Here is a 13952-nt window from a genome sequence, read left to right as displayed (position 1 = left end):
CCAAGGGCTTTTCAGAATATCGACTGATCTCGCGACCAGTTGTGATAATCATAGCGATTCTCATTAACGAGTCAACCTCTGTTTCTCGATTTGCTTGATTTAGTCGTTTAAATAGCCGGAATGCCCCGGAAACACGGGACTTAACGCTGACCTTCGGGTGCGCTCATCCGGGTAATCTGCTGGTTGAGCTGGCCGATGCGCCGGGCCATGCTCTCAATCAGGCTGTGAGCGATTTTCGGATTGTTGCGGGTCATGTTCAGAAACTGATCGCCGGGGATCAGCATCACGGTGCTCGGCTCGCGAGCGATGACCGTGGCATTGCGCGGTTCACCGGTGAACACTGCCATGGCGCCGAAAATCTCGTCCTTTGGCACTTCACCAACCTTGTGCCCGTCAACAAACGCTTCGGCATGCCCCTCGATGAGCACAAAGACGTGATCGGCAACATCGCCCTGCTGGATCAACACTTCACCGCTCTCGACCCGCTTGAAGCCATTGGTGCTGCGAAACTCCCGGGGTTTCAGTTCGGCCACCGCATGGGCCAGCATCGCCATCTGCCCCAGTAGGTACTCCAGCAATTGCTCGGCCCGCTCAGGCTCGGCAAACACGTGTTGAATCAGTTCAGTGCGTCGATACGGCAGCAACCGCAATGGTCCGTCACTGCACAGGCGGCAGTCAGACCAGGCCTGGCCCTGTTGTAGACCGATCAAGTCGCCTTCCTGCCAATAAACGATCGCGCGCCCGCCAATGCAGCCGTTGATCACGCCTTCTGTCAGCATAAACAGTTGATCGCCGGGTAATTGTCGCTGCAGATCGTCAGAGGTTTCCGGCTCCAGCGTCGGCCCGCACGGCGCAAGCCCTTCGAGCCAGCGTGCAGGCAAGCTCTGCAAACGATTGATCAGTGCATCGACTGGTACCGATTGTTCCCCAAGCAGGTACATGGCAGTCAGGCCTGTTCAGTTCTTGTGACGCGAAGAGATGGCATCGAGCTGCTTGTTCAAAGCGTCTTTGCGTTCGGCAGGGATGTCGTTCCAGTGCACATCCATCAACGCCCCTTCGATCGCATACAGCAACACCTTTGATGCGCGAAACCCGCGGGTACGCACGGCCCGATAGGCATCCACCGCCCCCAGGCGACGCAAGTCCGAGGCGCTGTGGATGCCCACGGCATGCAGCCATTGCGCCGACGTCTTGCCAAGATTCTTCAGGTGTTGCAGTTCATCATTCATCAAGCCTCCTTGCGACGGCCGAATGGTGCGTGGGCGATCTTCTCAGGAGTGTAGCCATCAGTAGGAAAAGCGTGGTTGTTTGGTCGGATTCAACGCAAACGCTTCTAAGAAAGGGAGCTTGAAAGGCCTGCGAACGCAAAAAGAAGGGAGAAAACACACATCAATGTATGAGTGGGCCCGCTCGCGAAAGCGGTTTAAAGCTCAAATTTATGGTGACTGACACTACGTCTTCGCGAGCAGGCTCGCTCCTACAGGGTGGAGGCGTTGTGTCAGGGAAAAATGGGTGTATCAGCGGGTGCGATAACGCAAGCGCGTACCAAAATTCATCGACATCAGGATTTCGTCGGCACTCAGTTCCGGCGGAAAGTACGCCCCGGAAATCTGTGCGTGGGCCAGGCTCGCGCCTTCGAGCGATGAATTACGGAAATCGATACCGCGCAAATCGGCGGAACGGAAGTACGCGTCCCTGAAATCCACGCCATCGGCGTTCAGTTCACGCAGATCAAGGCCACGGAAATCGCCACCGACCATGTCGATCGGTCCGTCCTTCGGGCGTTCCTTGTTGAAGCCTGCGATGTCGTCTTTGTGCAGCAAGGCATAAAGCGGGGTGTCGAGAAGTTTCGGCTGGCTCATGTCACATCACCTGTTGGTTTTATGACGCCAGTATAGTGCCACTATTTGGCGGCCGTGAAGCCAGCGAGGACTTCACGACCGAAATAGTTTCTTACAGGCCCGGCAGGCGCTGGCGGATTTGCGCCACGACGGTGTCCAGGGTCCCGCTTTCATTGGTTTGCACGCGCTTGCTGCGCAGGATCTCTTCCGGCGTCAGTGCTTCGCGACTGGCCTGTTGCGCCTCGATCACGGCCAGCGTGGCGTCGGACGGATCTTTCTTGTCCGCCTGACGAATCGCCAGCCAGCTCTCGATCACCGCTTGCGGCGCGTTGCAGTCGAGGATCAGGAACGGCGTGCCGGTGGCTTCGGCGATTTTTGCTGCGCTGTCGCGTTGTTCGCGCTTGAGGTAAGTCGCGTCGATCACCACCGGGAAACCGGCATGCAGGATCACTTCAGCGATTTCATGCAGGCGGGCGTAGGTGGCAGCGCTGGCATCGGCACTGTAAATACCGGCCTGCACGTCGTTGGCCACGGTTTGCTCGCCGAACAGGCGCTTGCGTTCGACGTCGGAACGCAGGCGAATCGCGCCCAGTGCTTCGACCAGACGCATCGCCACGTGGCTCTTGCCGACTGCCGATACGCCGTGGGTAATGGCCATGAAGCGCGAAGGAATGGTGCTGTAGCTTTCCGCCAGGTTGGCGTAGTTGCGGTACTGGCGCAGGGTGGTGGCGCGCTGCACCGGCGTGGCGTCCGCCGGCATGCTGAACAGAGCAACCTTGGCACGAACCAGCGCGCGGTAGGCTTTGTAGAAGTTCAGCACTTCCAGGCCCTGATAGTCGCCGGTCAGCTCCAGGTACTGGCTGATGAAGCGACGGGCCAGGGATTTCAGGCCACGGTCTTCCAGGTCCATCGCCAGGAAACCGGTGTCGGCCCAGACGTCGGTGAAGCGGAACGGTTCGTTGAACTCGATGCAGTCGAAGATCACCACTTTGCCGTCGATGACGGTGGCGTTGCCCAAGTGGATGTCACCGTGGCATTCGCGGGTGAAACCCTCGGCCTTGCGCTGGGCGAACAGTGGCTTGAGGCGTTCGAAGCTGCTTTCGGCCCAGGCTTTCAGCGCTTCGAGTTGCAGCAGATCGTTTTTGTCGCTGAGGAACGGCAGGATCTGTTCGAAGTTTTGCGAGACCGGGGCCATCACGCTGTCCGGCGTGCCGGCGTCGTGTTCGGCCGGGACTTTCGGCGCGCTGAGGTGGAAGTGAGCAATTTGCTCGGCCATTTCATCGATGTGCCGAGTGGTCAGTTCGCCATTGGCTTGCAAGGTGCTGAGCAGGCCGGTCTGCGGGAACTGACGCATCTTCAGCACGTATTCGATCACCGGGCCGTCGCCGCCCAGTTGTGGCGCTTCGACGCTGCCGGTGACCGGCAACACGTCCAGATACAAATCATCGGTCAGGCGCTGGTTCAGGCGCAGTTCTTCAGCGCAGAAGTGCTCGCGCGATTCGAGGCTGGTGAAGTCGAGGAAGCCGAAATTCACCGGTTTCTTCACTTTATAGGCAAAGGGGCCAGTGAGGATCACCCACGAGATGTGGGTTTCGATGACCTGGAACCCTTCGACGGGGTGCGGGTAGAGGGCCGGGTTTTGCAGGGCAGCGATCAGGGACTGGCTCACGGGCGATCCTTCAGAGACTGGGAAATTCGAGGTCGCCATTATGGCCGCTCGCCAGCCTGACGCAAACCTCGGAGCGCTCCTGTTGAGTATGAATAAAGTGCGTATAATCCGCCGCCATGACTCGAACTCGATCCCCCCGTACCAAGAAAAAACCACCTGCCAAGGGCTTGAGCCCATGGTTGGGCTGGGCCATTAAACTCAGTCTGGTCGGCCTTGTGGTGCTGGCCGGCTTCGCCGTTTACCTCGATGCCGTGGTGCAGGAGAAGTTCTCCGGCAAGCGCTGGACTATTCCGGCCAAGGTATACGCGCGTCCGCTTGAGCTGTTCGTCGGACAAAAGCTCAGCAAGGACGATTTCCTGACCGAACTCGATGCCCTCGGCTATCGCCGCGAAGCCGTGAGCAATGGCCCCGGCGCTGCGGCGGTCAGCGGCAATACCGTCGACCTGAACACCCGTGGTTTCCAGTTCTATGAAGGCCTGGAAAAAGCCCAGCCGGTGCGCGTGCGCTTCTCGGGTGACTATGTGGCCGAGCTCTCGGGGCTCAATGGTTCGAAATTGTCCGTGGTGCGGCTGGAGCCGCTGATGATCGGCGGCATTTACCCGAAAAACCTTGAAGACCGCATTCTGATCAAGCTCGATCAGGTGCCGCCGTACCTGCTGGAAACCCTGGTCGCGGTTGAAGATCGCGACTATTACAGCCACTGGGGCGTGTCGCCGAAATCGATTGCCCGGGCCATCTGGGTCAACACCTCTGGCGGCAAGATGACCCAGGGCGGCAGTACGCTGACCCAGCAACTGGTCAAGAACTTCTACCTCACCAACGAACGCAGCCTGAGCCGCAAGCTCACCGAAGCGATGATGGCGATGCTGCTGGAGCTGCATTACGACAAGAAGGAAATTCTTGAGGCGTACCTCAACGAAGTCTTTGTCGGGCAAGACGGTCAGCGCGCAGTGCACGGCTTCGGTCTGGCCAGTCAGTTCTTCTTCGGCCAGCCATTGTCCGAGCTGAAGCTGCATCAGGTCGCGCTGCTGGTCGGCATGGTCAAGGGCCCGTCCTACTACAACCCGCGTCGCAACCCGGAGCGTGCGCTGGAGCGCCGTAACCTGGTGCTCGACGTGCTTGAACAGCAAGGCGTGGCGACTGCCGAACAGGTCGAAGCGGCGAAGAAAATGCCGCTGGGTGTGACGACGCGCGGCAAGCTCGCCGACAGCTCGTTCCCGGGCTTCATCGATCTGGTCAAACGCCAATTGCGCGAAGACTATCGCGACGAAGACTTGACCGAAGAAGGCCTGCGGATCTTCACCAGTTTCGACCCGATTCTGCAAATGAAGGCCGAAGCGTCGGTCAACGACACCTTCAAGCGGCTGGCCGGACGCAAGGGCTCCGATGACGTGGAAGCGGCGATGGTCGTGACCAACCCGGAAACCGGCGAAGTCCAGGCGATGATCGGTAGCCGTCAGGCCAGTTACGCCGGTTTCAACCGGGCGCTGGACGCCGTGCGGCCGATCGGCTCCCTGGTCAAGCCCGCGGTGTATCTGACCGCGCTGGAGAAACCGAGCCACTACACGCTGACCAGTTGGCTGTCGGATGATCCGTTGTCGATCAAAGGCGCTGATGGCCAGGTGTGGAAGCCGCAGAACTATGATCGACGCTCCCACGGCACGGTGTTCCTCTATCAAGGGCTGGCGCACTCCTACAACTTGTCGACCTCGCGTCTGGGCCTGGAAGTCGGTGTGCCGAATGTGCTCAAGACCCTTGCGCGTCTGGGTGTGACCCGTGAATTCCCGGCGTTCCCGTCGATGTTGCTGGGTGCTGGCGGCATGACCCCGATCGAAGTGGCGACCATGTACCAGACCCTCGCCAACGGCGGTTTCAATACGCCGATGCGCGGGATTCGCAGCGTACTGACTGCCGAGGGCGAGCCGCTCAAGCGTTATCCGTTCCAGATCGAGCAGCGTTTCGATCCGGCGTCCATCTACCTGATCCAGAACGCCATGCAGCGGGTGATGCGTGAAGGTACCGGCAGCTCGGTCTATAACGTGCTGCCCAAAACCCTGACGCTGGCCGGCAAGACGGGCACCAGTAACGATTCGCGCGACAGCTGGTTCGCCGGTTTCAGTCAGGATCTGCTGGCGGTGGTCTGGCTCGGACGTGACGACAACGGCAAGACCCCGTTTACCGGGGCGACCGGTGCGCTGCAGGTCTGGACCAGTTTCATGCGCAAGGCCGACCCGCTGCCGCTGGACATGCCGCAGCCGGACAACATCGTTCAGGCGTGGGTCGATTCGCGTACCGGACAAGGCTCTGACGCCAACTGTCCGGGGGCAGTGCAGATGCCGTATATTCGCGGCAGCGAACCGCCACCCGGCGCCGCGTGTGCAAGCGAGACGCCTGCTTCGCCGGAGTCGGTGATGGATTGGGTCAAGGGCTGGATGAATTAAGCAAAGAGGGTTTCAAGTGAACAAGTGGTTGATTCCAGCGGTGACCGCCGTGGCTTTGCTCAGCGGCTGCTCTACCGTACAGCGTGGTTCGATCCCGGTGGTGGACTCCGGCACGACGGTGTCCAACAGCGAGCGCCTGTCGGCCAACGGCGGTTTCCGCAAGACGACAGTCAAGCGCCCGGTGCAGGGCCAGGCGCAATCCCAGGCCATCCCGCAAGGCGACACTGGCGTAGTGGTGATGGTGCCAGGTGGCGGTGCCACGACATCGGCGCCGATCAGCACGTCGCCGATCGTTCCGGGCCCGGCTTCCGGCGGTATCACCCCGGGGCCGTACAACCCGTCGTCGGTCGAGTCGGCGCCGATCAACTCTGGTAGCTACAGCATGCCGTCGACGCCAAGCGGCATTCCTTCGGCCAGCAACAGCGGCGGCGGTCTGTCGGCGGACGAGCAACTGGACGGTCCGGTGCTCGCCTTGCTGACCACCGCGCAGCAGCAACAGGCTGGCGGCGATCTCAATGGTGCGTCCTCCAGCCTGGAGCGTGCCCAGCGCGTCGCCCCGCGTGAGCCGCAAGTGCTTTATCGTCTGGCGCAGGTGCGTATGGCGCAAGGTGATGCGCCGCAGGCCGAGCAGTTTGCCCGTCGCGCGCTGACCATGGCCAACGGCCGTCCGGATCTGCAAGCCAATCTGTGGGAAATCATCGCGCAGTCCCGTGAGAAGCAGGGCGATTCCGCCGGTGCAGCGCTGGCCCGTCAGAAGGCCAAGGTTTCGCTCTGATGGATACTCGCTTCCCGAAAATCGCCGACCAGTTACTGCTGATCGAGCGCGAACTGCGCACGCAGGGATGGTGGGATGAGGTTCAGCCGTCGGTCGAAGCCCTGAGCAGTGTCGAACCGTTTTCGGTCGACACGCTGGATTTCGAGCAATGGCTGCAATGGATCTTCCTGCCGCGAATGAAGATGATCCTCGAACAGGACCTGCCGCTGCCCAATGCCTCGGGCATTCAGGAAATGGCCGAAATGGTCTTTGCCCAGCGCAATCTGCAGGGCAAGGATCGACAGCTGCAGGTGCTGCTCAAAGAGTTCGACCTGCTGATCACCGCCTCCCGCTAACGCCGATCCCCTGTAGGAGCTGCCGCAGGCTGCGATCTTTTGATCTTGCTTTAAAAACAGAATCAAAAGATCGCAGCCTGCGGCAGCTCCTACACGTCGCTATTCGCAGTTCTGCGCGATCTGTTTCTGTGCTTCGACAATGCGCTCCTGCCGTTGTGCATCGTCGAGGCGCCGCGTTTCTCCCTCCACTTCCTCCCTCAAGCGCGGATTGTTCTGCAGTTGCGCCAGGTTCGTCCGTGCCTGTTCGCAAAACGCCTTGAGCTGCGCCTGCTGCTCGGCTACCTGTTTCTTGACCTTGTCGTCGATAGCTTTCTGATCGCCCAGCGCGCCGCTGCCAGACATTGCTGCAGGTTTCGGCGGGGGCGAGGAGGGCGTTTGCACAGTGGTGGCCGGCTGACCTTGTGGAGGCTGCGCATCGAAGTGCGTGACGCCTTGGGCATCGACCCATTTGTAGATTTGAGCGGCCGAGCACCAGGGGCTGAGGCCGATCAGCAGAGTTAACAGAAGCGTTCGCATGCTGATTCCTTGGCAAAATTGCGCAATTGACGCTAACAGAGTAGCGGTTTTCAGGTTTTTTCTTGCGTTCTCATGTGCTTACCCACAATTAAGCACATTGACGGCTTGACTTGGAGAGGGCGAAACAGAAGAATCCAAAGTCCGCTGTAGAGGGACTGCCAGAAGCAGACCCACTCGGTAGATCATGAGGCGCATATCCGCGTCGACCTGTTACACCCGCAACGCGTTACCTCGCGCTGGGTGGGAAAGGCCCGCAACACTTGGGACGATCCCAATACTTGCTCAGTCAGTGCTGACGTAGTCGGCGACCACCGTCGCTCATGCTCTGCCGAGAAGTAAACCTATTAAGACCCGCCCCTTTTTTGTGGACGGTATTCTGGCGTTTTAGAGGTGAACAACGTGGAGCTTTTATCTGGCGGTGAGATGCTCGTCCGCTTCTTGCGTGACGAAGGCGTCAAATATATCTACGGGTACCCGGGTGGTGCTCTCCTGCATGTTTACGATGCCCTGTTCAAAGAACCGGAAGTGACCCACATCCTGGTTCGTCACGAACAAGCGGCTACCCATATGGCTGACGGCTACGCCCGTGCCACCGGTAAAGCCGGCGTGGTATTGGTGACTTCCGGTCCAGGCGCCACAAACGCCATCACCGGTATCGCCACCGCCTATATGGATTCGATTCCAATGGTGATCATTTCCGGTCAGGTGCCTAGCACCATGGTCGGCACCGACGCGTTCCAGGAAACCGACATGATCGGTATCTCCCGGCCGATCGTGAAGCACAGCTTCATGATCAAGCACGCCTCGGAAATCCCGGAAGTCATGAAGAAGGCGTTCTACCTGGCGCAATCCGGTCGTCCGGGCCCGGTCGTGGTCGATATCCCGAAAGACATGACCAACCCGGCCGAGAAGTTCGAATACATCTTCCCGAAAAAAGCCAAGCTGCGTTCCTACAGTCCGGCCGTTCGTGGTCACTCCGGGCAAATCCGCAAGGCGGCAGAAATGCTCCTGGCGGCCAAGCGCCCTGTGCTCTATTCCGGTGGTGGCGTGATTCTGGGCAACGGTTCCGCACCGCTGACCGAACTGGCGAAAATGCTCAACCTGCCAGTGACCAACACCTTGATGGGCCTGGGCGGTTTCCCAGGCACCGACCGTCAGTTCATCGGCATGCTCGGCATGCACGGCAGCTACACCGCCAACCTGGCGATGCACCATGCCGATGTGATCCTGGCCGTTGGCGCACGTTTCGATGACCGGGTGATCAACGGCGCGGCGAAGTTCTGCCCGAACGCCAAGATCATTCACATCGACATCGACCCGGCTTCGATCTCCAAGACCATCAAGGCCGACGTGCCAATCGTTGGTCCGGTGGAGAGCGTCCTGACCGAAATGGTCGCGATCCTCAAGGAAATCGGCGAGACCCCGAACAAGGAGTCCGTCGCCAGCTGGTGGAAGCAAGTCGACGAATGGCGCGGTGATCGTGGCCTGTTCCCTTATGAAAAGGGCGACGGCAGCCTGATCAAGCCACAGACCGTGATCGAGACTCTGTGCGAAGTGACTAAAGGCGATGCCTTCATCACTTCCGACGTGGGCCAGCACCAGATGTTCGCTGCGCAGTACTACAAGTTCAACAAGCCGAACCGCTGGATCAACTCCGGTGGTCTGGGCACCATGGGCTTCGGTTTCCCGGCGGCCATGGGCATCAAGTTGAGCTTCCCGGATGACGACGTTGCCTGCGTCACCGGCGAAGGCAGCATCCAGATGAACATCCAGGAGCTGTCGACCTGCCTGCAATACGGCTTGCCGGTGAAAATCGTCATCCTGAACAACGGCGTTCTGGGGATGGTTCGTCAGTGGCAGGACATGAGCTACGGTAGCCGTCACTCGCACTCTTATATGGAGTCGCTGCCTGACTTCGTCAAACTGGCTGAAGCCTACGGTCACGTTGGCGTGCGCATCACCGATTCGAAAGATTTGAAGTCGAAGATGGAAGAAGCGTTCGCCATGAAAGATCGTCTGGTGGTGATCGATATTTCGGTCGATACCAGCGAGCACGTCTATCCGATGCAGATCAAAGACGGCTCGATGCGCGATATGTGGCTGAGCAAGACGGAGCGTACTTAATCATGCGGCACATTATTTCCCTGCTTCTGGAAAACGAACCCGGCGCTTTGTCTCGCGTAGTCGGCCTGTTCTCGCAGCGTAACTACAACATCGAAAGCCTGACCGTGGCGCCGACCGAAGACCCGACTCTGTCGCGTCTGACGCTGACCACTGTCGGCCATGATGAAATCATCGAGCAGATCACCAAAAACCTGAACAAGCTGATCGAAGTGGTCAAGCTGGTGGACCTGTCGGAAAGCGCTCATATCGAGCGCGAGCTGATGCTGGTCAAGGTCAAGGCCACTGGCGCCCAGCGCGCCGAGATCAAACGCACCACCGATATTTACCGTGGACAGATCGTCGATGTCAGCGCCAGCGTGTATACCGTTCAACTGACCGGTACCAGCGACAAGCTCGACAGCTTCATTCAGTCCATCGGCACCGCATCGATTCTGGAAACCGTCCGTAGCGGCGTGACCGGCATTGCCCGCGGCGACAAAGTACTCAGCATCTAAACCAAATTAGCGAATGGCCTGAACGGCCTGGATATATAGGGGAAATTCATGAAAGTTTTCTACGATAAAGACTGCGACCTGTCGATCATCCAGGGCAAGAAAGTTGCCATCATCGGTTACGGTTCCCAGGGCCACGCCCAGGCATGCAACCTGAAAGACTCCGGTGTCGACGTTACCGTCGGTCTGCGTAAAGGTTCGGCCACTGTTGCCAAAGCCGAAGCTCACGGCCTGAAAGTGACCGACGTTGCTTCCGCTGTTGCTGCTGCCGACCTGGTCATGATCCTGACCCCGGACGAGTTCCAGTCCTCGCTGTACAAGAACGAAATCGAGCCGAACATCAAGAAAGGCGCCACCCTGGCCTTCTCCCACGGCTTCGCGATTCACTACAACCAGGTTGTTCCGCGTGCCGACCTCGACGTGATCATGATCGCGCCGAAAGCCCCGGGCCACACCGTGCGTTCCGAGTTCGTGAAGGGCGGCGGTATCCCTGACCTGATCGCGATCTACCAGGACGCTTCGGGCAACGCCAAAAACGTAGCCCTGTCCTACGCTGCTGGCGTGGGTGGCGGTCGTACCGGCATCATCGAAACCACCTTCAAGGACGAGACCGAAACCGACCTGTTCGGCGAACAAGCCGTACTGTGCGGCGGTACCGTTGAGCTGGTAAAAGCCGGTTTCGAAACCCTGGTTGAAGCTGGCTACGCGCCGGAAATGGCCTACTTCGAGTGCCTGCACGAACTGAAACTGATCGTTGACCTCATGTATGAAGGCGGTATCGCCAACATGAACTACTCGATCTCCAACAACGCTGAATACGGCGAGTACGTGACCGGTCCGGAAGTGATCAACGCCGAATCCCGTCAGGCCATGCGCAATGCCCTGAAACGTATTCAGGACGGCGAGTACGCCAAAATGTTCATCAGCGAGGGCGCAACCGGCTACCCTTCGATGACCGCCAAGCGTCGTAACAACGCCGCTCACGGTATCGAAATCATCGGCGAGCAACTGCGCTCCATGATGCCGTGGATCGGTGCCAACAAGATCGTCGACAAAGCCAAAAACTAAGTCGTCGTCCCTTGTATGAAAAAACGCGGCCTCGGCCGCGTTTTTTCGTTTGAACCGGAGGTTCTGGTATAAAGCTGCAGCGTTTGTGGCCGAACCGTCGTCCCAGACACCTGTCGAAACTTTCCAAATACGTTGCAAGGTAATGTCCATGAGCGAACGTCCCGAAGAGCCGAACCAGGCTTCTGACGCCGAAAGCCTGCTGCCCATCGATGAACACATCGAAGAAGGGCACGACGCAGAAGGTCGTAAAGTCCGGCATCGTGGTATCTATCTGCTGCCGAACCTGTTCACCACTGCGAACCTGTTTGCAGGGTTTTACTCCATCATCAACTCGATGAGTGCCCAGGCTGCCTTGAGCGCCGGGGACTCTGCGAACGCGAGCAAGTATTTCGCCTTCGCCGCGATCGCGATCTTCGTCGCCATGGTGCTCGACGGCCTCGATGGTCGCGTGGCGCGCATGACCAATACGCAAAGCGCGTTCGGTGCCGAGTATGACTCGCTGTCCGACATGGTTGCCTTTGGTGTGGCGCCGGCGCTGCTGGCCTTCGGCTGGGCGCTGGGCGACATGGGCAAGGTCGGCTGGATGGTCGCTTTCATCTATGTCGCCGGTGCCGCGTTGCGTCTGGCGCGTTTCAATACCCAGGTCGGTACGGCAGACAAGCGCTACTTCATCGGTCTGGCCAGTCCGGCGGCTGCCGGTGTGGTGGCGGGGATCGTCTGGGCGTTCAGTGATTACGGGATCCAGGGTTCGAAGATGTCGTTCCTGGTCGCCTTGATGGTGGCGGCTGCCGGCATGCTGATGGTCAGCAACATCAAGTACAACAGCTTCAAGGAGCTGGATTTGAAGGGCCGTGTGCCGTTCGTGGCGATCCTTGCGGTGGTGCTGGTGTTCGCCGTGGTCTTCAGTGATCCACCGCGGATTCTGCTGCTGGTGTTCCTCGCTTACGCCGCTTCCGGCCCGGTGCAATACCTGTTGCGTCTTCGTCGTCACAAAAACGCCGAGTGATGTAATTTCCCGCATACTCCGCAGTCTATGGGTGCATCTGTCCTCCAAAGCTGCGGAGTTGCCATGCTGATCAAAATCCCCAAAGCGTCCGACTGCCATGAGTCGGATGTCACGCCTGAATCCATTTATCTTTCTCGTCGACAGCTGCTCGGAGCCACCGCGGCAGGCATCGCCGTGAGCAGCTTGCCACGTTGGGCTGTCGCAGAAGAAGCGGCGCGCTATGCCGATGTCGAGCCGGGCAAGGCGCCCACCTGGTTTGCCGATAAGCTCCTGTCTACTAAATGGGGCGCGGTCAACGTCAAGGATGAGGCCATCACGCCTTATAAAGACGCGACCCACTACAACAACTTCTATGAGTTCGGTACCGATAAGGGCGATCCAGCAGCCAATGCCGGTTCGCTGAAAACCGAGCCGTGGAGTGTGGTCGTGGATGGCGAGGTGGGGAAGCCCGGGCGCTATGCGCTGGAAGACTTCATGAAACCTTACCAGTTGGAGGAGCGCATCTATCGCCTTCGCTGCGTTGAAGCCTGGTCGATGGTTATCCCGTGGATCGGTTTTCCGATCTCTGCACTGCTCAAGCAGGTCGAACCGACCTCTAACGCCAAGTACATTCGGTTTGAAACCTTGCAGGATCCTAAAAGCATGCCCGGGCAGCGCTCGGGTTTCGCCCTGATCGACTGGCCTTATGTAGAAGGCTTGCGTCTGGATGAGGCAATGAACCCGTTGGCGATTCTGGCGGTTGGCATGTATGGCCGTGAGCTGCCGAATCAGAACGGTGCGCCGCTACGCTTGGTGGTGCCGTGGAAGTATGGCTTCAAAAGCGTCAAATCCATTGTGCGTATCAGTCTGGTCAGCGAGCAGCCGAAAACTACCTGGCAGAGTATTGCTGCAGATGAATACGGCTTCTATGCCAACGTTAACCCTGCCGTGGATCACCCGCGCTGGACTCAGGCGCGGGAGCGACGGTTGCCCAACAGTCTGTTCAAACCGAACGTGCGTGATACGCAGATGTTCAACGGTTACGCCGATGAAGTCGCTTCTCTCTATGCAGGGCTCGATCTGCGGAAGAACTACTGATGCGATATCCGTACTGGCGTGTAGGCGTTTTCATTGCTGTGGCGATATGGCCATTGCTTTGGTTTTATCAGGCGTTTGCGGATTTGCTCGGTCCGGATCCTGGCAAAGTGCTGGTTGATCGGCTGGGGCTGGGAACGTTGGTGTTGCTGTTGATCACATTATCCATGACGCCCTTGCAGAAATTGACCGGGTGGGCGGGGTGGATTGCTGTGCGTCGTCAATTGGGGCTGTGGTGTTTTGCGTATGTGGTGTTGCACTTGTGCAGCTATATGGCATTCATTCTGGGTTTCGACTGGTCTCAGTTGGGCGTGGAGTTGCGTAAGCGGCCGTACATTATTGTCGGTGCGCTGGGTTTTCTCGGATTGTTGGCGTTGGCGATCACGTCCAATCGCTACAGTCAGCGTCGTCTGGGTACGCGCTGGAAGAAACTGCATCGGTTGGTGTACGTGATTCTGGGGCTGGGATTGCTGCATATGCTGTGGATTGTGCGGGCAGACCTTAAAGAGTGGGCGATCTATGCCTTTATAGGTACCGTGCTTTTACTGCTGCGTGTGCCTGCGATTGCTCGTCGAATCCCGCGTTTAGTGGCTAAAAAGCAGGTTTTGCAAT

Annotated in this window: 14 protein-coding genes; 9 read left to right on the top strand and 5 right to left on the bottom strand. The window is 58.7% G+C overall.

Going from position 1 to position 13952, the window contains the following annotated elements; genetic code table 11:
- Positions 1–140 precede the first annotated feature (140 nt).
- The 4 genes from NN484_RS11875 to NN484_RS11860 form a co-directional block, all read right to left on the bottom strand.
- On the bottom strand, positions 141–941 hold the full coding sequence (locus NN484_RS11875; protein ID WP_274659162.1) for a Crp/Fnr family transcriptional regulator: 801 nt from the start codon (positions 939–941) through the stop codon (positions 141–143).
- A gap of 15 nt (positions 942–956) precedes the next feature.
- Positions 957–1229 (bottom strand): TfoX/Sxy family protein, encoded by a 273-nt coding sequence (locus NN484_RS11870; RefSeq protein ID WP_064392505.1) that lies wholly within the window; start codon positions 1227–1229, stop codon positions 957–959.
- 288 nt (positions 1230–1517) lie between these two features.
- Positions 1518–1862, bottom strand: a complete 345-nt coding sequence (locus tag NN484_RS11865) for a pentapeptide repeat-containing protein (RefSeq protein WP_064589208.1) — start codon at positions 1860–1862, stop codon at positions 1518–1520.
- Between the two features lie 91 nt (positions 1863–1953).
- The gene (locus NN484_RS11860; protein ID WP_274659161.1) at positions 1954–3510 is read right to left on the bottom strand and encodes a bifunctional aminoglycoside phosphotransferase/ATP-binding protein; all 1557 of its coding nucleotides are present in this window, start codon (positions 3508–3510) and stop codon (positions 1954–1956) included.
- Between the two features lie 116 nt (positions 3511–3626).
- Between NN484_RS11860 and mrcB the strand changes: the two genes are divergently transcribed.
- The 3 genes from mrcB to NN484_RS11845 are packed head-to-tail and all read left to right on the top strand — an operon-like array spanning position 3627 to position 7061.
- A complete protein-coding gene (mrcB, locus tag NN484_RS11855) occupies positions 3627–5951 on the top strand; it encodes a penicillin-binding protein 1B (RefSeq protein WP_127651992.1) in 2325 nt (774 codons plus the stop codon).
- A gap of 16 nt (positions 5952–5967) precedes the next feature.
- Positions 5968–6726, top strand: coding sequence for a tetratricopeptide repeat protein (locus tag NN484_RS11850; protein WP_127651993.1), 759 nt, complete (start codon positions 5968–5970; stop codon positions 6724–6726).
- Entirely contained in the window at positions 6726–7061 is a 336-nt protein-coding gene (locus NN484_RS11845; protein ID WP_215502122.1) for a YqcC family protein, read from the top strand. The genes NN484_RS11850 and NN484_RS11845 overlap by 1 nt, the downstream gene beginning before the upstream one ends.
- A 99-nt stretch (positions 7062–7160) precedes the next feature.
- Here the strand turns inward: NN484_RS11845 and NN484_RS11840 are convergent, their stop codons facing one another.
- Positions 7161–7577 carry a DUF4124 domain-containing protein gene (locus tag NN484_RS11840; RefSeq protein ID WP_274659160.1) on the bottom strand — a complete coding sequence of 139 codons (417 nt, stop codon included), beginning with the start codon at positions 7575–7577 and terminating at the stop codon, positions 7161–7163.
- Positions 7578–7976: 399 nt separating this feature from the next.
- On the opposite strand from NN484_RS11840, the gene NN484_RS11835 reads away from it, so the two are divergent.
- From NN484_RS11835 to msrQ, 6 genes are all read left to right on the top strand, one after another.
- The gene (locus NN484_RS11835; protein ID WP_098968456.1) at positions 7977–9701 is read left to right on the top strand and encodes an acetolactate synthase 3 large subunit; all 1725 of its coding nucleotides are present in this window, start codon (positions 7977–7979) and stop codon (positions 9699–9701) included.
- Positions 9702–9703: 2 nt separating this feature from the next.
- Positions 9704–10195, top strand: coding sequence for an acetolactate synthase small subunit (gene ilvN / locus NN484_RS11830; protein WP_003205610.1), 492 nt, complete (start codon positions 9704–9706; stop codon positions 10193–10195).
- Between the two features lie 48 nt (positions 10196–10243).
- Positions 10244–11260, top strand: a complete 1017-nt coding sequence (gene ilvC, locus NN484_RS11825; protein ID WP_003228216.1) for a ketol-acid reductoisomerase — start codon at positions 10244–10246, stop codon at positions 11258–11260.
- 148 nt (positions 11261–11408) lie between these two features.
- Positions 11409–12266 carry a CDP-diacylglycerol--serine O-phosphatidyltransferase gene (gene pssA, locus NN484_RS11820; RefSeq protein WP_127651995.1) on the top strand — a complete coding sequence of 286 codons (858 nt, stop codon included), beginning with the start codon at positions 11409–11411 and terminating at the stop codon, positions 12264–12266.
- A 63-nt stretch (positions 12267–12329) separates the two neighbouring features.
- On the top strand, positions 12330–13343 hold the full coding sequence (msrP, locus tag NN484_RS11815) for a protein-methionine-sulfoxide reductase catalytic subunit MsrP (RefSeq protein ID WP_274659159.1): 1014 nt from the start codon (positions 12330–12332) through the stop codon (positions 13341–13343).
- Positions 13343–13952, top strand: a 610-nt coding sequence (gene msrQ / locus NN484_RS11810) for a protein-methionine-sulfoxide reductase heme-binding subunit MsrQ (protein WP_215502119.1), incomplete at its 3' end; no start/stop codon positions are given. The genes msrP and msrQ, both read left to right, overlap by 1 nt.

This window comes from Pseudomonas serboccidentalis (assembly GCF_028830055.1).
Lineage (GTDB): Bacteria > Pseudomonadota > Gammaproteobacteria > Pseudomonadales > Pseudomonadaceae > Aquipseudomonas > Aquipseudomonas serboccidentalis.
The sequence above is the reverse complement of the archived record's forward strand: the minus strand, read 5'-3'. Positions and strand labels throughout refer to the sequence as shown.